This is a genomic window from Peribacillus simplex, from assembly GCF_001542915.1.
Lineage (GTDB): Bacteria > Bacillota > Bacilli > Bacillales > DSM-1321 > Peribacillus > Peribacillus simplex_B.
This window is the reverse complement of the sequence record NZ_LNNH01000032.1, coordinates 117967-142122: the sequence shown is the minus strand read 5'-3', so window position 1 is coordinate 142122 and position 24156 is coordinate 117967. Positions and strand designations below refer to the sequence as shown.

The 24156-nt window shown below is 41.9% G+C and carries 21 protein-coding genes and 1 tRNA gene; 20 read left to right on the top strand and 2 right to left on the bottom strand.

Annotation, left to right across the window (positions count from 1 at the left end; all coding sequences use genetic code 11):
- Window positions 1-106 precede the first annotated feature (106 nt).
- From AS888_RS16895 to AS888_RS16885, 3 genes are all read left to right on the top strand, one after another.
- Window positions 107-1135 carry an NADP-dependent oxidoreductase gene (locus AS888_RS16895; RefSeq protein WP_061143317.1) on the top strand — a complete coding sequence of 343 codons (1029 nt, stop codon included), beginning with the start codon at window positions 107-109 and terminating at the stop codon, window positions 1133-1135.
- A gap of 175 nt (window positions 1136-1310) precedes the next feature.
- Window positions 1311-1724, top strand: a complete 414-nt coding sequence (locus AS888_RS16890) for a YbjN domain-containing protein (protein ID WP_061143316.1) — start codon at window positions 1311-1313, stop codon at window positions 1722-1724.
- A 189-nt stretch (window positions 1725-1913) separates the two neighbouring features.
- Window positions 1914-1987 (top strand) — tRNA-Gly (locus tag AS888_RS16885).
- 181 nt (window positions 1988-2168) lie between these two features.
- On the opposite strand, the gene AS888_RS16880 is transcribed toward AS888_RS16885, so the two are convergent.
- Window positions 2169-2837, bottom strand: coding sequence for a B3/B4 domain-containing protein (locus tag AS888_RS16880; RefSeq protein WP_061143315.1), 669 nt, complete (start codon window positions 2835-2837; stop codon window positions 2169-2171).
- A gap of 105 nt (window positions 2838-2942) precedes the next feature.
- Here AS888_RS16880 and queG point away from each other — a divergent pair, with 105 nt between their 5' ends.
- The 9 genes from queG (at window position 2943) to AS888_RS16835 (ending at window position 12974) form a co-directional block, all read left to right on the top strand.
- Window positions 2943-4082: a tRNA epoxyqueuosine(34) reductase QueG gene (gene queG, locus AS888_RS16875; protein ID WP_061143314.1), complete on the top strand. Its 1140-nt coding sequence runs from the start codon at window positions 2943-2945 to the stop codon at window positions 4080-4082.
- 145 nt (window positions 4083-4227) lie between these two features.
- Complete coding sequence (locus AS888_RS16870) at window positions 4228-5085, top strand: amidase domain-containing protein (protein WP_061143348.1); 858 nt, start codon at window positions 4228-4230, stop codon at window positions 5083-5085.
- Between the two features lie 67 nt (window positions 5086-5152).
- A complete protein-coding gene (gene trmL, locus AS888_RS16865) occupies window positions 5153-5641 on the top strand; it encodes a tRNA (uridine(34)/cytosine(34)/5-carboxymethylaminomethyluridine(34)-2'-O)-methyltransferase TrmL (RefSeq protein ID WP_061143313.1) in 489 nt (162 codons plus the stop codon).
- 78 nt (window positions 5642-5719) lie between these two features.
- Window positions 5720-6469 carry an oxygen-insensitive NADPH nitroreductase gene (gene nfsA, locus AS888_RS16860; RefSeq protein ID WP_061143312.1) on the top strand — a complete coding sequence of 250 codons (750 nt, stop codon included), beginning with the start codon at window positions 5720-5722 and terminating at the stop codon, window positions 6467-6469.
- Between the two features lie 304 nt (window positions 6470-6773).
- Window positions 6774-7622: an ABC transporter ATP-binding protein gene (locus tag AS888_RS16855; protein WP_061143311.1), complete on the top strand. Its 849-nt coding sequence runs from the start codon at window positions 6774-6776 to the stop codon at window positions 7620-7622.
- Entirely contained in the window at window positions 7573-8493 is a 921-nt protein-coding gene (locus AS888_RS16850; protein ID WP_061143310.1) for an iron-hydroxamate ABC transporter substrate-binding protein, read from the top strand. The genes AS888_RS16855 and AS888_RS16850 overlap by 50 nt, the downstream gene beginning before the upstream one ends.
- Window positions 8494-8559: 66 nt before the next feature.
- Entirely contained in the window at window positions 8560-9570 is a 1011-nt protein-coding gene (locus tag AS888_RS16845) for a FecCD family ABC transporter permease (RefSeq protein WP_061143309.1), read from the top strand.
- Window positions 9567-10574, top strand: a complete 1008-nt coding sequence (locus tag AS888_RS16840; RefSeq protein WP_061143308.1) for a FecCD family ABC transporter permease — start codon at window positions 9567-9569, stop codon at window positions 10572-10574. Before AS888_RS16845 ends, AS888_RS16840 begins: the two co-directional genes overlap by 4 nt.
- 504 nt (window positions 10575-11078) lie before the next feature.
- On the top strand, window positions 11079-12974 hold the full coding sequence (locus tag AS888_RS16835; RefSeq protein ID WP_061143307.1) for a PrkA family serine protein kinase: 1896 nt from the start codon (window positions 11079-11081) through the stop codon (window positions 12972-12974).
- A gap of 125 nt (window positions 12975-13099) precedes the next feature.
- Here AS888_RS16835 and AS888_RS16830 read toward each other — a convergent pair whose 3' ends face one another.
- Window positions 13100-13309 carry a hypothetical protein gene (locus tag AS888_RS16830; protein ID WP_061143306.1) on the bottom strand — a complete coding sequence of 70 codons (210 nt, stop codon included), beginning with the start codon at window positions 13307-13309 and terminating at the stop codon, window positions 13100-13102.
- Window positions 13310-13426: 117 nt separating this feature from the next.
- On the opposite strand from AS888_RS16830, the gene AS888_RS16825 reads away from it, so the two are divergent.
- The 8 genes from AS888_RS16825 to AS888_RS16785 all read left to right on the top strand — a co-directional run bounded on the left by AS888_RS16825 (window position 13427) and on the right by AS888_RS16785 (window position 24130).
- On the top strand, window positions 13427-13606 hold the full coding sequence (locus AS888_RS16825; protein WP_061143305.1) for a hypothetical protein: 180 nt from the start codon (window positions 13427-13429) through the stop codon (window positions 13604-13606).
- A gap of 451 nt (window positions 13607-14057) precedes the next feature.
- Entirely contained in the window at window positions 14058-15227 is a 1170-nt protein-coding gene (yhbH, locus tag AS888_RS16820; protein WP_061143304.1) for a sporulation protein YhbH, read from the top strand.
- 1102 nt (window positions 15228-16329) lie between these two features.
- Complete coding sequence (locus AS888_RS16810) at window positions 16330-19338, top strand: toxin Cry1Ac domain D-VI-related protein (RefSeq protein ID WP_061143302.1); 3009 nt, start codon at window positions 16330-16332, stop codon at window positions 19336-19338.
- Window positions 19339-19445: 107 nt separating this feature from the next.
- On the top strand, window positions 19446-19985 hold the full coding sequence (locus tag AS888_RS16805; RefSeq protein WP_061143301.1) for a DUF4352 domain-containing protein: 540 nt from the start codon (window positions 19446-19448) through the stop codon (window positions 19983-19985).
- Between the two features lie 528 nt (window positions 19986-20513).
- Window positions 20514-21869: a nucleotide sugar dehydrogenase gene (locus tag AS888_RS16800; RefSeq protein WP_260320235.1), complete on the top strand. Its 1356-nt coding sequence runs from the start codon at window positions 20514-20516 to the stop codon at window positions 21867-21869.
- A 59-nt stretch (window positions 21870-21928) separates the two neighbouring features.
- Window positions 21929-22621 (top strand): YveK family protein, encoded by a 693-nt coding sequence (locus AS888_RS16795; RefSeq protein WP_061143300.1) that lies wholly within the window; start codon window positions 21929-21931, stop codon window positions 22619-22621.
- Window positions 22622-22685: 64 nt separating this feature from the next.
- Window positions 22686-23360 (top strand): CpsD/CapB family tyrosine-protein kinase, encoded by a 675-nt coding sequence (locus AS888_RS16790; protein WP_061143346.1) that lies wholly within the window; start codon window positions 22686-22688, stop codon window positions 23358-23360.
- 41 nt (window positions 23361-23401) lie between these two features.
- Entirely contained in the window at window positions 23402-24130 is a 729-nt protein-coding gene (locus AS888_RS16785) for a tyrosine-protein phosphatase (protein ID WP_061143299.1), read from the top strand.
- Window positions 24131-24156: the final 26 nt, after the last annotated feature.

Below are 24156 nucleotides of genomic sequence, written 5' to 3'. Positions count from 1 at the left end.
GAATTGGAATGGAAGCATTAGGAAGTCATATCCTTTGACTAAGGAACTTTATCGGTGATACGCTTTTTTTGATAATACGTATTTATAAATCAAGGAGGAACGAATGATGACACAATCCAAACAACAAAAAATCACCCTGGCAAATCGTCCAAAAGGTATGCCCACGAAAGAAGATTTTAAATTTGTGGAGAGTGATGTTCCCACACCAAAAGGCCAAGAGATTTTAGTACGGACGCTTTATTTATCGGTAGATCCCTATATGAGAGGAAGAATGCAAGATACCAAATCATATATTGCACCATTTGAATTGAATAAGCCCATCACTGGCGGCGTCGTGGCCGAAGTGGTGGAGTCTAAATCGGACTCCTTCAAAAAGGGAGATGTGGTTGTTGGCAATATCGACTGGGCGGAATATACAATCGTCACGGAAAAGGAAATCCGCGTAATCGATCCAAAAGTTGCTCCAGTCACAACCTATTTGGGGATTCTTGGAATGACAGGGTTGACAGCTTACTTCGGTTTGCTTGATATCGGTAATCCAAAAGAAGGTGAAACGGTCGTGGTTTCCGGAGCGGCAGGTGCCGTTGGTTCGGCTGTTGGACAAATAGCCAAGATTAAAGGCGCGAAGGTCGTCGGCATCGCCGGATCGGATGAAAAACTAGAGTACTTGACGAATGAGCTAGGCTTCGATGGAGCCGTTAATTATAAAAAAGATAGTTTTGTGGATGATTTAAAACGAGCTGTTCCTGATGGAGTCGATGTGTATTTTGATAATGTGGGCGGAGAAGTCACAGATGCCGTGTTCACTCTATTGAATACAAATGCCAGAATCCCGCTATGCGGGGCGATTTCTTCATATAATGCAGAAGGGAAAGATGTAGGGCCTCGTCTGCAATCGGCCATGATCAAAACAAGTGCCACCATGAAAGGGTTCACCGTCGGAAATTATGCTTCCCGCTTCAAAGAAGGTGCGACGGAATTAGGGAAATGGGTTCAAGAAGGAAAACTGAAGTATGAGGAAACGATTATTGAAGGATTTGAAAATACGCCTGATGCATTTTTAGGCTTATTTAAAGGAACGAACCTCGGTAAGCAGCTTGTAAAAGTCGCGGAGCCCATGTTCGCTAAGCTATAAAAATTTTATCGGTTTTCAGATTAAGCTTGAGGAAAACGGGCCTTTTTCGGTATCGAATCGAAAGAGGCCCGTTTTGCTTAACATGCATGAGCCTTTAGATTAGATTTTTAGAAAAGACTGTAAAAATGCCAATTTTCAGTATAAAATGTACATACATACAGAAAGGTGATGAACCATGTCAAACGTTGCTGAATTTCGTGATTTTTTAACTAGTGAGAAAATCTATATGAATGAACTGAATGAAGATGGCACGACCTTTTTTAGAGCGGAGCAAAAGTTAAAGGATGGCTGGAAGGTCCTGCTAGTATTTGCCTTCAATCAAGATGAAAATGTGGCCGACTTATTTTGCTTTAATGTCGCCGAGTTGAAAAATCCCGATAAGAAGCAGGCTGTACATACTTTGTTAAATGAATATAATGCGAACTTCAGGTATTCAAAGCTGTATGAAGAAAACGGGACCATTTCCATCCGTTATTCATACTCGATCGAAGGTGAGTTCATCCCGGATCTTGCGTTCAGGAAGTTAATCATGCTATTGGAAACGGCGCAGCAGGTTTACCCGCGGCTAATGGAAGTGATTTGGTCTTAAGCTCTCAATGGGGATGATAGAAAAAGTTCACTGATTCAGGGGACTTTTTATCATCTTTACTAGAATCAAAGAATATAGGATCGGTACCTGTCATAAATATTAATAATTTTAAAAAGAACTATTGCATTTATTCGCATTACACTATATAATTGATTTTGTTGGTGATTCGACAAAGTTCTACAAACACATGCGGGTGTAGTTTAGTGGTAAAACCTCAGCCTTCCAAGCTGATGATGAGGGTTCGATTCCCTTCACCCGCTCCAATACATACTCATAACGTAGGGTTTCGTTACCTGGAGAACGAAGCTTTGCGTTTAAATATTATCATGAGAATTCTACTGTATACAGTGGGATTTTTTTATGGTTTCTGTCTAAAAGTCTTTTCTGAATGACTCAAAAAGACCCCTTCCGATATCGGCAGGGGTTATGTCTGTTGAATGTTGGCTATCCTTCTATAATCGAGTAAGTTCCTTCACCGCCATGTATTTCAAGGAACATGTCCATCAGCGATTTCGTTAGTTGACGGGCTTCCTCGATTGGTGTCTTAGGTTGTAAATAAATGATTTGGAGGGCTCTTTTCGTTTCCTCGGTGACTTTCGTTCGCTCTGAATCAACGTAAGGACTGCCGAATGGACCTTCATGATCGGCTGAAGCGATCATATTATCCAGTGAATTCAAGCGGCCGTTCAAACCGACATAGCCATCGGCACTCTCGCCGATTTTAATCGAGATTTTTCCCGCCAATTTATCCGCATCATAAATACCGATCGGCACCTCATATAAAAGGGAGAAAAAGGTATTTAAATCGATAGCCGAATGGATGGGCGCCAAGTAATTCTGTTTTTTGACGCGGCGATATAGGGCTTCCACGGAAGGGCGATAACGTGATGGGTTTGTTCCTGTCGCCTTGAAAATCGCTCGCCACTCTTTAATGCCTGAAAAATCGCTCAATTCCTTTTCTTCAAGGTCGAAGAAGAGAGCCTCCTGAAATAATTGCAGTCTCCCTTTCACCATTTGTGGCGAGGGGCCTACTTCGATATTGTCATATGTGATGATCCCTACTTTGAATCCAGGGATTTTATTGCTCAGATCAGCGGATATGTTAATTTCCAAGCGTTTCACCTCCAAAAATGATTGCAATTAGTTTATCATAGATAGCAATGGTTTGAAATGAATGCAAGATTCGACGGGAATACTTAATGAACGTAGGTGATAATCATGGATATGAATACTTTCAAGCAAGAAGTGATTTTATATAGTAAAGAGATCGGTATCGATAAAATCGGTTTTGCATCGGCTACCACCTTTACCGAGTTGAAAAGTCGGCTCATTCGTCAACAAGAGTTGGGGTATCAATCCGGGTTTGAGGAACCGGATATCGAAAAAAGAGTCAGGCCGGAATTGATATTCGATAAACCGCAATCCATCATTTCGATTGCACTGGCCTATCCTTCGAAATTGAAGAATGCTCCTCAAAGTAAAAAAGGTGAGCGGCGGGGGATTTTCTGCCGGGCTTCCTGGGGAACGGATTATCATGCCGTGCTGAGAAAAAAATTACAGTTACTGGAGGATTTCATTACTGATAAAGCGCCCGGAGCAGTCTCGAAATCGATGGTTGATACGGGTGAATTATCCGATCGGGCGGTGGCGGAGCGCGCCGGGGTTGGCTGGAGTGCGAAAAATAGCATGATCATTACACCGGAATTCGGGTCTTATGTATATTTGGGGGACTTGATTACCAATCTGCCCTTTGAGCCTGATCAGCCGATGGAAGATCAATGCGGGACATGCAATAAATGTGTTGATGTTTGTCCGACAGGTGCGCTCGTTCAGGGAGGGCAACTGAATGCCAAGCGCTGCATTGCCTTTTTAACCCAGACAAAAGGGTTCCTTCCGGACGAATTCAGGACGAAAATAGGCAATCGTTTGTATGGATGCGACACATGCCAGACTGTCTGTCCAAAGAATAAAGGAATCGATTTTCATTTACATGAAGAAATGGAACCTGACCCGGAATTGGCCAAGCCGCTGTTGAAACCGCTGCTGACGATTTCTAATCGGGATTTCAAAGAGACGTATGGACATGTATCCGGTTCTTGGCGCGGTAAAAAACCCATTCAACGAAATGCGATATTAGCTTTGGCACACTTCAAGGATGTAACGGCTTTGCCCTTATTGATCAAGGTCCTGAAGGAAGATCCGCGTCCGGTCATACGGGGAACGGCAGCTTGGGCAGTGGGGAAAATTGGCCGCGAAGAGGCTGTTTCCGTACTGGAAGAGGCGAGAATGAAGGAAATGGATGCAGAGGTTCTGGACGAAATCGAGAAGGGACTGCAGTTTACTTTGGAAACGCAATGATATATGAAGAAGCCGCTCCATTATGGGGGCGGCTTTTTTTTCGATGGTGCTGACAAAATGGGTTCTTAACAATTACGAAGTTGTGTTTTTGTCCATGCCTTCATACATACACATTAGCATAGAAGGTAAGAAGGAGGGCATGAACTTGAGGAAACAATTGCAACGGCTTCTACAGGAAAGGATCGAGTTTTATACTTCCGATAATCAGGAACGCAGTGAACGGAAATACCATTTGAAAAAGGAATTGATGAGGAGCCGTGAGGCGGAAATTGTCAGGGTGAACGCTGCAGGCAAAGTTCATTCGAAGAAAAAGGAAGACAGTGATACAGTCCTGACTTATCAAGTGCATCTGCAATATTTATTGAAACAGGAGGATTCATTTTATATCGAAGAAGAAATGGAAGAAAGGGAAGCCAGGTTTCGAAATGGGTATCTGGTCGATGAACGTGAATTGGTCCCGATTTTCGAAACGGAAGGGGGACAGCCAAAATGGGATGCGGGAGCCGAGCGTCTTGCCTATAAGTATGAGCGGATGAGGGCAGTTCAATATGCCGAGCGTTGGTGGAATGAATTCAATCCCGATTATTACAAATTCACCGATGACTGTACGAATTTCATTTCACAATGCTTACATGCGGGGGGTATTCCGATGTGGGGGGCCCCAAACAAAAATAAGGGGTGGTGGATCAGGGGGAAAAGCTGGAGTTACACATGGACGACGGCAAATGCTTTATATCATCTGCTAAAAGCGGGAAATGTCATCAGGACGAAGCAAGTGGAGTCGGCACGGGAATTGAATTTAGGTGATATCCTTTGTATTGATTTCGAAGGGGACGGACGGTTCGACCATAACCTGATCGTGACGGCGAAGGATCAGGATGGGATGCCGCTCGTTAACGCCCATACGATGAACAGCCGTCATCGGTATTGGACGTATGAGGACTCGACCAGATATACACCGAACATCGTTTATAAATTTTTTGTGATTTTGGATGGAGGCTGATTGATTTTTAGTCTTTTTTGTTTAATGGTATAATTAAGGTGAAGTTTAAACTAGAGGTGAAAATGAAGTGGCCATACATGTAGTTTTATATCAACCACAGATTCCAGCAAATACAGGCAATATCGCAAGAACATGTGCAGGGACTGATACGTCCTTGCACCTCATTCGTCCGCTCGGTTTTTCTACCGATGACAAGCAGCTCAAAAGGGCAGGACTGGATTATTGGGAGAATGTGAAGATCCATTATTATGATTCATTAGAAGAGTTTTTCGAAAAGAATGCCGGCGGTGAATTTTATTACTTGACGAAATTCGGGGAACAGCCGCACTCAAGCTTTGATTACAGTGATCAGGACAGTGAAATTTTCTTCATTTTTGGCCGTGAAACGACAGGGCTTCCAAAAGACCTGATCCAGGAGAATATGGATCGTTGCCTGCGGATTCCAATGACCGATAAAGTACGGTCCCTGAATTTATCGAATACAGCGGCGATCTTGGTATATGAAGCATTGAGGCAGCAGAACTACCGTGAATTGGATCTGAAAACAAAAGACTGAATGTCACCGTCATCCATCATCGGGGATATCAGCTCCGCTGGTGGATGTTTGTTTACATATTTATAAGGGGTGGGAATAATGAATACGATTATTGAGAAGATTCTAGATCACCGTTCCATTCGTTCTTTTGAGGATAGGCCCTTGTCGGAGGAACAAATTCATACGATTGTGGAGTGCGCCCAGGCTGCATCCACGTCCAGTTACATACAAGCGTATTCCATCATCGGTGTAACCGATGCGGAAAAGAAGGCCAAGCTTGCTGAACTGGCCGGGCCGCAATCTTATGTGGAAGAGAATGGTCATCTTTTCGTTTTTTGCGCCGATTTATATCGGCAGGATATCGTTTCAGAGATGGAAGGCACGGACGTGACCGAATCACTTGAAAGTACCGAAAAATTCATGGTCGCTTGTATCGATGCTGCCCTGGCAGCTCAAAATGCAGCATTGGCGGCTGAATCGATGGATCTTGGCATTTGCTATATCGGAGGCATCCGGAATCATCTTCAAGAGGTATCCGATATATTGAATATACCGCATCGTGTCATTCCTTTATTTGCACTTGTTGTCGGATATCCTAAGAACTGGTCTGATAAAAAGCCGCGATTGCCGCAGTCCAATATTTATCATGAAAATGGCTATCAAGAGGATAAGCAGGAATTCATCAATCAGCTTGGCGGCTACAACGCAACGATTTCCGATTATTACGAGCAAAGGACCAATGGGAAACGTAAAGATACCTGGACAGGACAAATGGCCGGTATGCTTGAAAAGAAAAGCCGACTATATATGAAAGATTACGTGGAGAAGCAAGGATTCAAAAAACATTAAGTGATCGTTAAGACCTAATGCGTATTTTTTGCCTTTTCAATAAGTTAGTAATCTAGCTAAATGAAAATGGCGTGACTCAATCAAGAAAGATCCCGGAATTTTCCTGGATCTTTCTGTTTTTTTTCGGTTAATTGGTAAAAGGAATTTCAGTTTATTCATCCTCTTTAACTTTCTTCTTAAATACCCATGAAATGCTATTGACAATATATTTGGATAGAATTATAGTAATTAAGTAATGGATAATGATAATCATTTTCACTCGTGTTTTTACTTACCTATTTTTCAGTAATTGGAGGTTGAAATAATGGTTCGCCTATATACAGAGGAATTAAACATTGGGTATGGTGAACGTTTAATTGTAAAAGATCTCAGTGTGGAAATTCCAGATAAAAAAATCACAACGATCATCGGTTCAAATGGGTGCGGAAAATCCACACTTTTGAAAGCGATCACCCGTATCATCCCCAATCAAGCAGGGACGGTTGTATTGGATGGTGTGAATATCTCCAAAGAAAGCACAAAGATCCTTGCAAGAAAAATGGCCATCCTTCCGCAAACGCCCGAAAGTGCAAGCGGATTGACAGTCGGAGAGCTTGTCTCATACGGCCGCTTCCCTTATCAAAAAGGATTCGGGCGGCTGACCCAAAAAGATTACGATGTGATTGATTGGGCTCTTGAAGTCACTGGTACGAAGGAATTCAAGTTCCGTCCGGTGGATGCTCTCTCGGGAGGTCAACGGCAGCGTGTTTGGATTGCGATGGCATTGGCTCAGGAAACGGAAATCATCTTTCTTGATGAGCCGACCACATATTTGGACATGGCACATCAACTAGAAGTTTTGGAGCTTTTACAGAAGCTGAATGTAGAACAGGGACGTACGATCGTCATGGTCCTTCATGATTTAAACCAAGCGGCCCGCTTTGCCGACTATATCATTGCCTTAAAAGACGGGGAAGTCGTGAAAGCAGGAGATTGTGAAGAGGTCATCACGCATGAAGTGCTTAAGGATGTATTCCATATTGATGCGGTAATCGGACGAGATCAACGAACGAACAAACCAATGTGCAGCACCTACAATTTATTAAAAGGAGATTCAACACCAAATGAAAAAGATTCTGATCCCGTTTATCCTGCTGTTAGTGTTAATTATTAGTGCTTGTGGTAATAATGAGTCAACGGAAAAAGAGAAAAGCTCGGATACGAAAAAGGAAAAATCGGGCACCATCACCTATCAATCTGAAAATGGTCCCATCGAAGTGCCTGCGAATCCTAAGCGTGTAGTCGTGCTATCTTCATTCGCAGGTAGCGTATTGGCTTTGGATGTTAACCTTGTCGGGGTTGATTCATGGTCCAAAATGAACCCGAATTTCAAGCTGGATGACGTCGAGGAAGTAACGGACGATAATTTGGAGAAAATCATCGATTTGAATCCCGATCTGATCATTGGTTTATCCACGATTAAAAATGTCGATAAATTAAAAGAAATTGCTCCGACCGTAACATATACATACGGAAAAGTGGACTATTTAACACAGCATGTCGAAATTGGCAAGCTATTGAATAAAGAAAAAGAAGCTCAAGCATGGGTGGATGATTTCAAAAAACGGGCAAAAACCACTGGTGATGAAATCAAGGCTAAAATTGGTGAAGATGCCACCGTTTCCGTCTTTGAAAAGTTTGACAAGCAGTTCTATGTATACGGCGATAATTGGGGCCGTGGAACGGAAATCCTTTATCAGGAAATGAAATTGGGCATGCCTGAAAAGGTAAAAGAAACGGCATTGAAGGATGGGTATTTTGCCTTGTCATTGGAAGTCCTGAAAGACTATGCCGGTGATTATGTCATTTTGAGCAATAACAAAGATCAAGATAATTCATTCCAACAAACTGATACGTTCAAAAACATACCTGCGGTTAAAAACAATAAACTATTTGAAGCTGATGCAAAAAAATTCTACTTCAATGATCCGATAACATTAGATTACCAATTGGACTTCTTTTCAAAAAGCTTTCTTGGTAAATGATACAGCGAGGGAGAGGGAGTCTGAACCCTCTCCTTTTATTCTATAAAAAAGAGATGAGAGAGACAGATGACTAATGATAATCAACGTTTCATCCCATTTACATATAAACTGATCATAGCGATCGTTGCTTTTATCGGCATGTTCATCATAGCGATGGTATTTGGTGCAGCGGATGCGACCATCAAGGATGTATGGCAAGCCCTGACATCGAATGCTACCGGTGAGAAGATTTCCATCATTCGGGAAATCCGCCTTCCTCGTGAGGTGGGGGCAATCTTCGTCGGCTCGGCACTTGCCGTTTCAGGCGCCATCATGCAAGGAATTACGAGGAATCCGCTTGCTGATCCCGGACTGCTTGGATTGACGGCAGGGGCAAATGCAGCCCTGGCGATAACGCTGGCACTCGTTCCATCAGCTAATAACTTAGGTATCATGGGTGCATGCTTTATTGGTGCCGCTGTCGGGACACTCATGGTTTTTGGTATTGCTGCGATGAAGAAGGGCGGTTTCTCCCCATTACGAATCGTATTGGCCGGTGCAGCGGTCTCAGCCTTCCTATTTGCCGTAGCGGAAGGGGTCGGCATTTATTTCAAAATATCAAAAGATGTATCGATGTGGACTGCCGGCGGGAATATTGGAACATCTTGGGGGCAGCTTCAGGTAATCGTTCCGTTTATCATAATAGGCATCCTGGTCTCCTTCATTTTTTCCAGACAGCTCACCATCCTTAGTCTCAGTGAAGAAGTGGCGGTGGGGTTAGGTCAAAAGACGGCACAAATCAAAGCGGTTCTTTTCGTCGTCGTCATTCTGCTTGCCGGTGCTGCGGTTGCGTTAGTCGGAAATATGGTTTTCATCGGGTTGATGATTCCACACATGGTCCGGGCCATCGTAGGTACGGATTATCGATTCATCCTCCCGATGTCCGCCGTTTTAGGAGCTGCTTTCATGCTTTTGGCCGATACGATCGGCCGTACAATCAATTCTCCGTATGAAACACCAGTGGTCGCGATTGTTGCGTTGATAGGTTTGCCCTTCTTCCTCCTAATCGTACGAAAAGGAGGGAAAGCATTTTCATGATCTCTTCAGCTTTAATCAAAAAACAGCGTTGGCTAATCGGTGCCTTAACCGCACTCATCATCATTACCATCATCATCGGTACGTGTTTAGGCTATTCGAATCTTTCCATAGGGCGGCTGATTCCGACGCTTCTTGGACAAGGGACCTTTAAAGAGGATTTCATTTTATTTTCCGTCCGGTTGCCACGGATCATCATCACCCTATTGGCAGGAATGGCTCTCGCACTATCAGGAGCGATTTTACAGGGAATTACCCGTAATGATCTAGCCGACCCAGGAATTATCGGGATTAACTCCGGAGCAGGTGTAGCCATTGCCGTTTTCTTTCTGTTTTACCCTATAGATGCAGGTTCATTTGTTTATATGGTTCCAATAGTCGGGTTTATCGGTGCGATGCTGACAGCCTGTATCATTTATCTTCTTTCATATAGGCGAAGGGTTGGTCTTGAACCGGTTCGGCTCGTATTGATCGGGGTTGGTTTTTCCATGGCGCTTTCTGGCTTGATGATCGTTCTCATATCTTCAGCGGAACGGGCCAAGGTCGATTTCATAGTGAAGTGGCTGGCCGGAAATATTTGGGGAGCGGATTGGCCGTTCATTTGGGCAGTCCTTCCTTGGTTGATCGTCCTCATTCCATTCACTTTATACAAAGCGAATCGGTTGAATCTGCTTGGTTTAAGCGAACCGGTCGCTATCGGAGTGGGAGTATCGATTGAAAAGGAACGGGTCGTCTTGCTCATAACAGCTGTCGCACTTGCTGCTGCTGCCGTTTCCGTTACGGGCGGAATAGCCTTCATCGGACTTATGGCACCTCATATAGCGAAATCCTTGGTCGGACCTCGAAATCAATTGTTCATTCCGATTGCTGTATTGATCGGCGGATGGCTATTGCTCCTTGCCGACACAATAGGACGTAATATAGTCGAACCAGAGGGAATTCCTGCAGGCATCATGGTTGCCTTGATCGGTGCCCCTTATTTCATGTATTTATTGCTGAAAAAATAATTGCAGTTTAAAATCCCTTGGTTTTTTTCAAGGGATTTTTTGTTTTGCCACAATTTGTCTGTTTAAAGATAGCCGTAAATCCTTTAATAAACAAAGGGGCCTGATCACCAATGATCAGGCCCCTTTGCTGGGAATATTAAAAAATAGGGTGTTATTCCTTTACTTCACACCTGGTTTATCGTCATACCCAGCAGTGAAGATAGCGGCTAAAAATGTAAGAGTTACTGCAACGATAATAACTGTGCCCATGCTGTGACCTCCCTTTACCCAAATTGTCCCACTTTAGTATAGGCTTAGTATACCCTAATTTTTAGCAGGAGTGCACACAATTTTTCTTGCGGGCGGATTTGTCATCGATTGTTCAAGGATCAAGCCTTTTCCTTTAATTAAAATGTGAGGGGACATCGGAAACATGCCCTGTGACTTTTTAAAGTCTGACATGTTTGTCAGACTTGGAGCATAGATTTAAGTATTCTCTGAAAGTGACAGGGGGAGGTTCCTTAAATGGATATATTAAAGAAAATTGAAAAATTTAGAGAAGATGAACAGAAGCTCAAGTGGGAAGGCACCTTCGCAGAGTACTTAGACATATTGAAAGAAACGCCATTAGTTGCTCAATCTGCTCATTCACGAGTATACAACATGATCAGAGATGCAGGGATAGAGGAAGTAAATGGTTCAAAGAAATACAATTTTTTCAGCGGTCAGTTGTTTGGCCTCGAAGATTCACTCGAAAGGCTCATCGAGGAATATTTTCATCCGGCAGCAAAGCGGCTGGATGTGCGAAAACGGATCTTGCTGCTCATGGGCCCCGTTTCAGGAGGGAAGTCCACGCTCGTTTCTTTGCTGAAGCGCGGGCTTGAAAATTATTCATTAAAAGAAACAGGTGCGATATACGCAATAAAAGGATGCCCGATGCATGAAGACCCGCTGCATCTCATCCCACAATATTTACGGAATGATTTTTATGAGGAATATGGCATTAGGATTGAAGGAAACCTATCGCCGCTGAATGTAATGAGGCTTGAAACGGAGTATGGAAACCGGATTGAAGATGTGATCGTCGAACGTATCTTCCTTTCAGAGGATAAGCGTGTAGGGATTGGGACTTTCAGTCCATCCGATCCCAAGTCACAGGATATTGCTGATTTGACGGGCTCGATCGACTTTTCAACCATTGCCGAATATGGATCTGAATCCGATCCGAGGGCTTATCGTTTTGATGGCGAGTTAAACAAAGCGAACAGAGGGATGATGGAGTTTCAGGAGATGCTGAAATGTGATGAAAAGTTTTTATGGCATTTGCTTTCATTGACCCAGGAAGGGAATTTCAAGGCTGGACGATTTGCACTCATCAGTGCGGATGAGCTCATTGTGGCCCATACGAATGAAACGGAGTATAAGGCGTTCATTTCCAACAAGAAAAATGAAGCCCTGCACTCCAGGATCATCGTCATGCCGATTCCATATAATCTGAAGGTTACCGAGGAAGAAAAGATTTACGAAAAAATGATTCATGAGAGCGATGTTTCCAATGTTCACATTGCCCCCCATACACTCAGGGTGGCGGCGATCTTCAGCATCATGACTCGCCTGAAGGATCCGAAAAAGGGTGATATCGATTTAGTGAAAAAAATGAGGCTGTATGATGGGGAAAATGTGGAGGGCTTCAATTCCGCTGACATCAATGAGCTGAAAAAAGAATATCAGGACGAGGGCATGAGCGGAATCGATCCTCGGTACGTGATCAACCGGATATCGTCTACGATCATCCGGAAGGAAAATCCGTCCATTAACGCCTTGGATGTACTTATGTCATTGAAAGCAGGCCTTGACCAGCATCCGTCCATATCGAATGAACTTCGGGAGCGTTATTTGAATTTCATTTCACTCGCCCGGAAAGAATATGATGCAATTGCCAAAAACGAAGTGCAAAAAGCATTTGTCTATTCCTATGAAGAGTCGGCTAAGATCCTGATGGATAACTACTTGGACAATGTCGAGGCATACTGCAATAAATCAAGGCTGCGCGATCCGTTGACGGGGGAAGAAATTAACCCGGATGAAAAATTGATGCGCTCGATTGAAGAACAAATCGGTATCTCCGAGAATGCCAAAAAAGCATTCCGAGAAGAAATATTGATCCGTATTTCTGCCTATGCGCGGAAAGGAAAACGATTCGATTATAATTCACATGATCGCTTACGAGAAGCCATTCAGAAAAAGCTATTCGCAGATCTAAAGGATGTCGTAAAAATCACGACTTCAACGAAGACACCGGATGAAAGGCAATTGAAGAAGGTGAACGAAGTCATTACCAGACTTATCGATGAGCATGGGTATAATTCGACTTCAGCCAATGATTTACTGCGTTATGTCGGCAGCCTGTTAAATCGGTAATCAATCCTGCCCCTACCCTCAATATTGGGTAGGGGTTAATCATTTTCTTGCGAAGAACTTGCAAAAAAAATACTGGGCCCATATTGATTAGCCCAGTATGTTCAAGACATAGTCCATAGAACTATTCATTTAGTTACATTCAAGCCGTATTGTTCGATAAGAGTGACGAGTTGGTCTGATGAAAGTGTGTCTTCACTGTGATCGACTTTTATTTCGCCATCATCGACATCGATGATCGCACGCTCCACACCTTCCGTTTTCAAAAGGATCGATTCCAAATTCAAAATGGGGCCTTCGGATGTCGCTTCTTTTACATAAAGTGTAGTTGTTTGCATATACTTGCACCTCCTTGGATTTGCTATTCTGTCTTATCTATACCCCATCTTCATGTTAGATATGTTACGTTTTGATTTTGGAAATATTGGGTATCAATAAAGTAGAGGTGATGTCAAATGAGTAAAGAAGAACTGAAAAAAGAGCATGTTCCGGAAAACAGCTCAATGGCCAAGGATTATGAAGAAATGAAAGAACTTGGAAAGCAGATGGAAAATCAAAGGACCAATGAAGAATTGAAAGAGTGGGATAAACGCCCTGGCACGGTTCAGCATGAGGTGGAGGTAGATAAAGATTGACGCATAGCACTACGATCGTAATTTTTCCAAGGTAAAGGATGGTCCAGGATGTTAATGGAGCATCCTTTTGTTGTGGAGCCTTTTAGCTGCTTAAATGATTCGGAGGCTCTATCCTTATATGTAAAGCTGCTTCCGTTTTCCTCTTTCGTATATCCTCAGCGATGAAATAAACCAACTGAAGTCTCTTGAATCACAAATTTACGCTTAAAGCGCCTAATTAAGCAGGACGTGACTTGTCCAGATTGTAGGCAAACATCCATTATTGAATTTTGTTGTAAATTATCCGGCAACCCTGCATATGATAGAGTAATACATTTCTTTTCTTTTAGTATGTTTTTATCGACTGTTATTTTCTGTAAATTAAAACCGGGATGCTTTGGGTTTTCTCACACTAATTTAGTATATGAAGGAATGATGAAAAGCGTGCAAACATTTTTAAGGGGGGAAGAGAATGTCGGAAGAGAATAATCAACAATATGTTATCTCACAGGAAAACTGGTCCCTCCATCGAAAAGGCTATGATGATCAACAGCGTCATCAGGAAAAGGTGCAGGAAGCGATCAAGAATAATTTACCTGATTTAATTTCCGAAGAAAGTATCGTCATGTCAAACGGCCGGGATGTCATCAAGATTCCCATTCGCTCCTTGGATGAATACAAGATCCGTTACAATTATGATAAGAACAAACATGTAGGTCAAGGGGATGGAGATAGTAAGGTGGGAGACGTGATCGCAAGGGACGGCTCCCCATCCGACTCAGGAGCAGGTAAAGGGCAAGGAGCAGGTGACAAGGCGGGCGAGGATTATTATGAAGCAGAGGTCTCGATGATGGAATTGGAGGAAGCACTGTTCAGTCAGCTGGAACTGCCTAATCTCCAGAAAAAAGAGCAGGCGGAGCATACGCTTGAACAAATCGAATTCAACGACATCCGCAAGACAGGCTTAATGGGGAATATCGATAAGAAGAAAACGATGATATCCGCTTTTAAACGGAATGCGTTAAGCGGCGACCCGGGCTTTCATCCGATTTATAAGGAAGATTTTAAATTCAAGACGTGGAATGAAATCGAAAAGCCGGATTCCAAAGCTGTTGTGCTGGCAATGATGGATACTTCCGGAAGTATGGGGCTATGGGAAAAGTATATGGCGCGGAGCTTTTTCTTTTGGATGAACCGATTCCTGAGAACGAAATATGAAACGGTTGAAATCGAATTCATTGCCCATCATACGGAAGCGAAAGTCGTTCCGGAAGAGGATTTCTTTTCAAAAGGGGAAAGCGGCGGTACGATTTGTTCGTCCGTATATCGAAAAGCATTAGAACTTATTGATCATAAGTATGACCCTGCGAAATTCAATATCTATCCATTTCACTTTTCCGATGGTGACAATCTCACATCAGACAACGTTAGATGCGTCAAGCTTGTGGAGGAACTCATGAAGCTTTCCAATATGTTCGGGTATGGCGAAGTCAATCAATACAATCGCCATTCTACATTAATGACAGCCTATAAGAATATCGATAATGAAAAGTTCAGATATTTCATCTTAAAGCAAAAGGCGGATGTTTTCCACGCGATGAAGAGCTTTTTTAAGGACGAAGAACAGAAGAAATTCGCATAAGGTTACAGGGGAAGGCCGTTCCGCCTTCCTCTACGATTGTAGGGGTTTTTCTCTACGATCTTTTTTTTTTGCCATTTCATACCTGGAAATACATTCCTATTTCACTCTATTTATTTAAAGTGACACGATACGTCGATATCCACCAGTAAAGCAGCGCAGAAAAATAAGCAGAATTTGAAATGTAAATCAAACCGTTTCATTTTTGGAACGATGGGTTTGGCAAAATATATTAGACTATAATAGAAGTGCGGAAACACTTCCCCTAATCCCATTGTTAAAAGAAGATGCATTACCCTCGTGCTGGATGGATTCAAGGCCTTGAGGCTTGGATCAACACACTTAAACGGCCTGTTCCTTGATTTATTGGGGACAGGCCGTTTAAGTTTTTCCTATGTAGCATGTGAGTTTCAGCCAATCAGTGTTGTAAAGTTTCGTTAGTATTCAAAATTCAACTCATGCGTGTATGTATATGGTTGCCATCAAATAAAAGGAGCAAGATTATGTCGAAGCCATTTGCCTTTTTATTATTATGGATGTCACAAGCAGGGGCATTCCTTATAAAAAATCGGATGTATTTCATCCAAGCCTTTTTAGTCCTATTTTTAATGTACCTACTATTGAATAAACAAGAAATTAATGCGTTGAAAATTACTCTCATTATCGTTACTTCACTCTGCTTCCTTATAAGTGCCCACAGGAAATAAAGGGTATGGGTGAGGAGGGAAAAATAAAGGAATGGAAATAGCGAAAACGTAAGGTTCGATTCGCTCACACATGCATTCAATATCCAATATGCCAATGTTTTTTTCAAACTTAAGATACAAATGTGTTTAGGTAATAGAACACAATTCATGCCAATGATGAGCACAAGCTACTTAATATGTAGCTGTGCTTTTTTTTGCAGAAGTAGTGGAACCTCGACCTTCTATTTTTCATCTTTCACCTTTATATAAAACAAAATCACTATATATAAGTTTTTACGCATACATGCAGTTTCAAAAATGAATTTTTATTCACCATTATTGGAACGATGTGTTTGCCTAAAAATAGTATTATAAATTTGTCATCTACCAAAATTACCATTTTAGGAGTGAAAATCCATATGAAAAAAAGTAAAGTGTTAAAACCTATTAACGTCATGACCACATCATTTTTGTTAGCAAGTTCACTAGTAATGCCAACAGTAGGATTTGCGGAGGAATCATCTACACCAAATAAGGAAGTTATGAATGAACAAGAGTCTGAGGCCAAAGGTCAGGAATCGCGTACACAAACAAAGGAACCCCAATCAGATAGTAAAGCGGCAACAGCTAGGGTGGCCAATGAAGCCGTCGTTACCAACTTCGCACAATTAAAGGCTGCGCTGGAAGCTGATAATGGAATTACGACAATCATACTTGGACAAAACATCGATATAAGCGGTCCCATTAACATTCAAGCGAAAAAATCAAACATATTGATTGAAGGAAATAACTTTACATTATCGGAAACAGGAGCGAATGGATCAACAGGAGGGCTCTACTATGGAAAGGGTAATATATTGCGGAATGTCACTGTAAAGGACCTTAAAATTAAAGGAAAAAATTATTATGGATTCATTACAATAGACGATGCATCAAAAAATGTCGAACAAGTATTCGAAAATGTATCGTATTTAGGACCACAAATGATTTGGAACCGTTACGGGAAAGCAATTTTTAAAGGAACTAATGTGATTAGTATTACTAATGACATAATGCCAGGGTCATCACCTGCCCAAGAGATGGCGGAAGTTGGAAGTATTGATATTGAAGGTGATACTAAAATTTTTCATAATAATGGCTATGCCCTCATTTGGTCAATTTCAAAAACTCCTCAATTCAAGATTGCACCTGACGCTAATGTAGAAATCAAAACAGGCAAAAGTGGGTATGGGATCTTTTATCCAACAGAGGGTAATGGGGATTTCACGATTGGAAAAAATGCAAAGGTGAACTTTGATGGACTAAAGGGAGTTACAGGCAAAGGGATTCTGAAATCATTTATTATTGAATCAGGTGCAGAAGTCGAGATGAATAGAACGGGTACAGAGACAGCGCCAATGATTTTAGCTTATGGAGAAACTGAGATCAATGAAAACTCAGAGCTTCAAGTGAGTACGGAAAATGGACATGCTATACAAGTGGTAAATGTAGGGAAAATGAATTTTAAGAAGCCGGAGAAAGTCATACTTTCCTCACTTACAGGTCAAGCCATTGATAATAACTATACCGACCTAACGATGAGTATGGATACGGGTATGGTCAAGCTATGGACGAAGCAATCACCAACGCCTAACACCTATGTGAGTAGGGACGGCAAGGATTTCACTTGGGATGCTAATTATCGCTATGACGCAGCCACAGCTATTGGAGGTTCAAGGAACTTGGGCTCCGTGTTCAATATTGAATTTGGAAAAACAAGCAAGATTGAACTAGGAAAGGATGTTGAAGGTCAAGCAAATAGAGAACTAGCTGAAGCGAAGAATAAAGTGGAAAATCTCTTTACCGACGGTAAGTTCGACACATTGAAAGGTTCGACGAATCAAGCGGCGATTGACGAAGCCCAAAATGCAGTCAATAAATTACCAGCCGGTTCGGAAAAAAATCGATTACAAGATTTAGTGAACAAAGCGAAAGATTTATTGAACAAGAACGAACAAGCCGAAAAAGAGTTGAACGATGCGAAGAACAAAGTCGAAGATCTGTTCACGGATGATAAGTTCGACACATTGAAAGGAAGTACGAATCAAGGAGCGATAGACGAAGCGAAAGAAGCAGTCGATAAATTGCCAGCCGGCCCGGAAAAAGAGCGACTGGAAGAGCTCCTGAATAACGCCCAAGATTTATTGAACAAGAACGAACAAGCCGAAAAAGACTTGAACGATGCGAAGAACAAAGTCGAAGATTTGTTCACGGATGATAAGTTCGACACATTGAAAGGAAGTACGGATCAAGGAGCGATAGACGAAGCGAAAGAAGCAGTCGATAAATTGCCAGCCGGCCCGGAAAAAGAGCGTTTGGAAGAGCTCCTGAATAACGCCCAAGATTTATTGAACAAGAACGAACAAGTCGAAAAAGACTTGAACGATGCGAAGAACAAAGTCGAAGATCTGTTCACGGATGATAAGTTCAACACATTGAAAGAGACAACGAATCAAGGGGCGATTGATACAGCCCAAGAAGCGGTCAATAAGCTTCCGGGAGGTGCCGAAAAAGACCGCCTGCAAGATTTACTGAACAAAGCAAAAGATTTATTGGATAAGGATATAACGGCTCCGAATGCACCGAGACTGGATGAAGTGACAACAAACAGTAAAGAAGTGACAGGAAGCGGTGAACCCGAAGCAAATGTCACGGTCACCATTAATTCCAATAATTATACGGGGGTAGTGGGTCCAGACGGAAAATTCAAGGTTGCGATTCCCAATCAGCCTGTCAATACGATCATATCAGTCACCCTGACAGACGCGGCAGGGAATGTCAGCAAGAGCTCATCTGTTAGAGTCGTGCAGTTCATGCCTAGTGAACCTGTAAAGATTGATCCTGTGTATCCAGATGCCCAAACGATAACTGGAACTGCGCCGGAAGGAGCAACGGTCGTACGCTTACTGATAAATGGTGTACCATTGCGTACGGCACCTGTCAATCAAGATGGAACATTCAGTATTTACAGCAGATATGTTGGGGTGGACGAGAATGGAAATAATATAACCTTACAAGCAGGCGATATCGTTACGGTTGATTACGGTCTACGGACTCCGTCGAACTTGCAAGCCAATATTACGGTAGTCAAGGAAGCAGTTAAACTGCAGGTGAATCCTGTGGCCCCTAATGCAGATTATGTTACGGGCATAGCACCGGAAGGGACCCAGAATCTCCGTTTGATAGTTAACGGAAAGCCACTGAGAACAGTTTCTCTTACTCAAACTGGAGCAGGAGTCATCAATCCGGATGGAAGTTACCGTATTTACAGCCGATTTATTGAGGATGAAAATGGGGTGACTCGGAGGCTGCAAGCCGGAGATGTCATTGAAGTTGATAATGGTCCTCTCGTAGTTGGACGAGAAGTCGCAAAAACAATAGTTGAATAATCAAAGGAATAAGAAGGACACTCCTATAGGAGCTGGGTCCTTCTTACATACTTGAAAGCCTTCTTAATGGGTCAGGTATTTCTTCGTTTTTTAAAAGGGGTGAATTGATGGGATTGAAGAGAAGCTTCCCAAGCATTTGGATTTGTATATTGACTTTAACCATATTTTTGACAGGCTGCATTTCAGGAGAAAAGGAAGCCCGGGATGAACAGAAAGAAATGCATAAGCAAACGAATGCTTCCACTAACGACGAAACGGATAAAAAAGAAACAGGGCAAGAGAAAACCGTATCTGGCGTAAGCATAGAGATAGAAAAGGCTTTGAAGCTTAAACATCCAGATAAGAAAGACAAGCAGGTTTTACAGATACAGCTGAAGGCAACAAATAAAACGGCAGAAGAACGGCATGTGGATGCTTTTGAAATGTCGGTATGGAATCAAGACAATAAAAAGCTGAAGATCTATCCAGGGGATAATTTGGGGACAAAACTTGAACCTGGAAAAAGTGTAAAAGGAAATGGATATTATGTATTGGAAGGGAAGGGACCTTTCAGGGTGGAGTATGAAAATACGGACACTAAAGAAAAGCAGGAATGGCTGATTTTTAAATGGACAGATATGACTGCGAAAGCTTCTGAAAAGAAATAGTCCTTTACGTTAATAACTAGGCACAATGGAGAAATCCCCCGAAAAAACAGGCACTTGTGACCAAGGCCAAACAATCGGGGGATTTCCTATCCTTAAAAAAATTTCATCATAATTAACTGGTTCTTGCAGCAGCGGATTTAATTATATCAAGTAGAAAACTTACACCAAAGCTTTAATAAATTGCTGCCAATCATCAATGTGGGGCAGGACGGAAATGAAAATAACCGTTTCGACTTGAAGGCGTATCAAAAATAGAACGGCGCATTCGAAAACTGAAACTGCCATTGAAAATAATTATGTTACCTTATTACTGCGAACGAAAAATGTTTACCGAAAAACATACAAAGTGGATGCTCAATCGAGTCACTGGTGAGTATAACAACCTGATTTTTTATAGGGTACACGTACATTCCTTTGTTGTGGGTCTAAAGTGTGAGTTTTCCTGCATGATTCATTCGAGTGTAATGTCCTGATTCCTCAGGCGTTACAGTTTTAAATTAAAAAGGAAAAAATGGAGGAGAGGGAACCATGATAACAGAGGTAATCCAAGAAGTAGACGGGCATATGGATAATGTCCATTATTCATTAAATGAGGTTCTGCGGAGAAAAATAGAGGATAAAACGGCTAAAGTTGGAGTGATTGGATTGGGGTATGTCGGCCTTCCGACGGCCTGCCATTACGCGTCCAAAGGCTATAATGTGACTGGCTTCGACGTTTCCAAGACAAAAGTGGGGAACCTAAATGACGGAATTAACTATATCAATGATGTAGATAGTGCGGAGTTAACAGGATTGATCAAAAAGAAAAGATTTTCAGCAACAACGAATATGGACCTCCTGGGAGAGATGGATGTTATTTTGATTTGTGTCCCGACTCCTATCAATAAAACGAAAGAACCTGATATTTCATTTGTCAAGGATGTAGGGCAAGTCATTGCTGAACATGTGAAGAAAGGTACAATGGTCATTTTAGAAAGTACAACATATCCAGGAACAACAGAAGAATATATTTGTGCCCCATTAATTGAAAAAGGATATGTAATTGGGGAAAACGTCTTTGCAGCTTATTCTCCGGAAAGAATCGATCCAGGAAATAAAAACTTTAATTTAAGTAACACGCCAAAGGTTGTCGGTGGGATAACGGAAAGCTGTACGGATTTAGCGTGCCTGTTTATCGGAAAAACCGCTCATCGGGTCAATGGCATCCGTGTAGCCGAATTAAGCAAGATCTTTGAGAACACATTCCGGTGGATCAACATGGCTTTGGTCAATGAAATGACCGTTCTATGCAAAGAGTTGGAAATTGACGTATGGGAAACGATTAATGCCGCTTCCTCAAAGCCATACGGGTTCATGAAATTCACCCCTGGAATTGGCGTGGGAGGACATTGTATACCGGTCGATCCATACTACTTGCTATATAAAGCAAAAGAACATGGTCATCGAGCAAAAATGATTGAACTGGCTGGGGAAATTAACGACGGAATGCTCCACTATTCATACACCCGCATCCTTGAACTGCTTGCAGCCAAAGACAAGCTCATGAAATACTCACATATTGTGGTTTTAGGTGTTGCTTATAAAAGTGACATCGGTGATTTAAGGGAAAGTCCGGTCGTTCGCTTGCTTGAACGGTTACAAGACAAGGTCCGGAACCTTACCGTCATTGAACCTTATGCCAAAGAAATCATGATCAATGGACAAATCCAACCGGTAGCGGAATACGATGCTGCCATTCTTCGAAGCGCCGATATTGTGGTCATCGGAACACCGCACAGCTGTTTTGACTGGAAAAGCATCCATGAACATGCTCCATTGATTTTCGATTCCAAAAATGTGATGGAGGAAAATGGCTTGATATCAGAAAAGATTTCAAAGTTATAGATATCAAGAACATGAATGAGACAAACGGAAAGATTTTTAGAAGGATTGGAGTTGATTGAATGAGGGAGAAACTAAGTATAAAAGATCTTTTTCAAATGGTAAAAAAACGCATAGCACTCATTTTTATCATCACAACCCTAATAACTGTGATAACAGGAGCCGTTAGCCTTTTTATCCTTTCACCTGTATACCAGGCATCTGCACAAATCCTGGTCAATCAATCCAAAGATAATACAGACCTTTACAAGGTAGGTGAGATTCAAACTAATATTCAATTGATTGAAACGTACAGCGAAATCATAAAAAGTCCAATGATGCTTGAAAAGGTTAAAGACCGACTGAATCTTGACATTTCAAATTCTGCGTTATCGGAACAAATCGAAATCGTCAGTAAGGGTAATTCACAATTGTTTACGATAAAAGTTGAAGCCAGCGATCCCAAACTTGCTGTAGATATCGTCAATACAATAACGGTCATATTCCAAGAGGAAATAAAAACGCTTATGAATGTGGACAATGTCAATGTCTTATCGAAAGGAAATGTTGGAGATAATACCGCACCTATAAAACCGAATCCGATCATCAACATGATTCAAGCATTTTTTGCAGGTGTGGTTATCAGTTTAGTAGTTACATTCCTAATCGAATTTTTAGACAATACCATCAAGGTTGAGTCTGATATTGAAGAACATCTAGAGATGCCGATGCTTGGCATCGTTAATTTAATGGAAAACAAAAAGAAATGGAAATGATGGATTTGTATTGCAATCACAACCTCAAGAGGTGAATAGCTTGACACGCAACGAACGGCATAAAATGACAGAGGCTAAAAAAAGAAGCAGTATTTCCATGTTGAAATCGAAATCTCCGGTTGTGGAGCAATATAGGACAATCCGGACGAATCTTCAATTTTCTGCAGTGGAAAAAGACATAAGGTCGATGATTTTCACTTCGGCAAATCCTGGTGAAGGGAAATCAACCACTTCTATAAATGTTGCAGCTGTTTTTGCACAGCAGGGAAAACGCATCCTCATCATCGATGCAGATTTGAGGAAACCCAGTGTCCATACGAACTTTAACATGGAGAACTTCTTGGGATTAACGAATATCATAACAAAGCAAAATCAATTGCAGGAAGCTATACAATCTTCCATTTACCCAAATTTGGATGTGTTGACAAGTGGCCCTATTCCTCCGAACCCATCGGAATTGCTTGGGTCGAATGGAATGGAGAATTTATTGGAAGAAGCAAAAATGAATTATGATTTGGTTATTCTGGATACGCCTCCGGTCAATGCCGTTACAGATGCTCAAATCCTGGCGAATATGACAGATGGAGTTGTTTTGGTGGTTAGCAGCGGAAGTACGGAAATACAGCAAGCAAAAAAAGCGAAGGAGTTGCTTCAGAAAGCCGACGCCAAGCTTTTAGGAGCAATCCTGAATAAGAAAAAACAAAAGTACTCAGACGAATATTATTACTATGGTAAATAAGAAATTCATCTTTTTGTTGGGTTTAAGGAAGGAAACTAACAATGATTGATATTCATAGTCACATATTACCAGAGTTGGATGATGGCGCTGGAAATATTAAGGAAAGTGTCGAAATGGCGAGAAAAGCGGTTGAACAAGGAATTACCGACATCATTGCGACTCCCCATTACTATAAGGGGAAATATGATAACGATAAAGAAAAGGTCGAGCGCAAGACATGGCAATTAAATCGAGTGCTAGATGAACTCGACATCCCGCTTAAAGTATGGCCGGGGCAGGAAATTAGGATATCGGATGAGCTTCTGGAAGATTACGATAATAATAGTGTCATGGCCTTGAATGGTTCGCAATACATGCTTCTCGAACTTCCTTCAAACCATGTGCCAAGATATACGGAGCGATTGATCTATGATCTGCAAATGAAAAGAATCACGCCAATCATTGCTCACCCAGAGCGGAATTTAGAAATAATAAGAAATCCACACCTTTTAGAAGAACTGATCTGGAAGGGGGCGTATTCACAATTAACTGCTGGGAGCATCACAGGTAAATTCGGATGGAGAACAAGAAGATTTTCCAAATATTTAATTCACTCGGGTCTTACTCATTTCATTGCATCGGATGCCCACAATGTAGGAAACAGAGGTTTTCAAATCAGGGAAGCATATAAGTTGGTTGAAAAGAACATGGGACAAGCAGTGGTGAATGCCTTTCATGTAAATGCGGAAAATGTTTTGTATGGGATGAAAGTCAAGGAATCGTTTCTTTGATTAAAAATATTTAATGAGGAGAAGTA

Bases quoted from the DNA above. Each gene is read 5' to 3' on its own strand.
- AS888_RS16840 (WP_061143308.1), top strand. From the start codon at position 9,567: ATGATCTCTTCAGCTTTAATCAAAAAACAGCGTTGGCTAATCGGTGCC.
- AS888_RS16830 (WP_061143306.1), bottom strand. From the start codon at position 13,309: ATGCAAACAACTACACTTTATGTAAAAGAAGCGACATCCGAAGGCCCC.
- AS888_RS16800 (WP_260320235.1), top strand. From the start codon at position 20,514: ATGATAACAGAGGTAATCCAAGAAGTAGACGGGCATATGGATAATGTC.
- AS888_RS16805 (WP_061143301.1), top strand. From the start codon at position 19,446: ATGGGATTGAAGAGAAGCTTCCCAAGCATTTGGATTTGTATATTGACT.
- AS888_RS16890 (WP_061143316.1), top strand. From the start codon at position 1,311: ATGTCAAACGTTGCTGAATTTCGTGATTTTTTAACTAGTGAGAAAATC.
- AS888_RS16850 (WP_061143310.1), top strand. From the start codon at position 7,573: ATGAAAAAGATTCTGATCCCGTTTATCCTGCTGTTAGTGTTAATTATT.
- queG (WP_061143314.1), top strand. From the start codon at position 2,943: ATGGATATGAATACTTTCAAGCAAGAAGTGATTTTATATAGTAAAGAG.
- AS888_RS16790 (WP_061143346.1), top strand. From the start codon at position 22,686: ATGACAGAGGCTAAAAAAAGAAGCAGTATTTCCATGTTGAAATCGAAA.
- AS888_RS16795 (WP_061143300.1), top strand. From the start codon at position 21,929: ATGAGGGAGAAACTAAGTATAAAAGATCTTTTTCAAATGGTAAAAAAA.
- AS888_RS16810 (WP_061143302.1), top strand. From the start codon at position 16,330: ATGAAAAAAAGTAAAGTGTTAAAACCTATTAACGTCATGACCACATCA.
- AS888_RS16895 (WP_061143317.1), top strand. From the start codon at position 107: ATGACACAATCCAAACAACAAAAAATCACCCTGGCAAATCGTCCAAAA.
- AS888_RS16835 (WP_061143307.1), top strand. From the start codon at position 11,079: ATGGATATATTAAAGAAAATTGAAAAATTTAGAGAAGATGAACAGAAG.
- yhbH (WP_061143304.1), top strand. From the start codon at position 14,058: ATGTCGGAAGAGAATAATCAACAATATGTTATCTCACAGGAAAACTGG.
- nfsA (WP_061143312.1), top strand. From the start codon at position 5,720: ATGAATACGATTATTGAGAAGATTCTAGATCACCGTTCCATTCGTTCT.
- AS888_RS16785 (WP_061143299.1), top strand. From the start codon at position 23,402: ATGATTGATATTCATAGTCACATATTACCAGAGTTGGATGATGGCGCT.
- AS888_RS16825 (WP_061143305.1), top strand. From the start codon at position 13,427: ATGAGTAAAGAAGAACTGAAAAAAGAGCATGTTCCGGAAAACAGCTCA.
- AS888_RS16845 (WP_061143309.1), top strand. From the start codon at position 8,560: ATGACTAATGATAATCAACGTTTCATCCCATTTACATATAAACTGATC.
- AS888_RS16855 (WP_061143311.1), top strand. From the start codon at position 6,774: ATGGTTCGCCTATATACAGAGGAATTAAACATTGGGTATGGTGAACGT.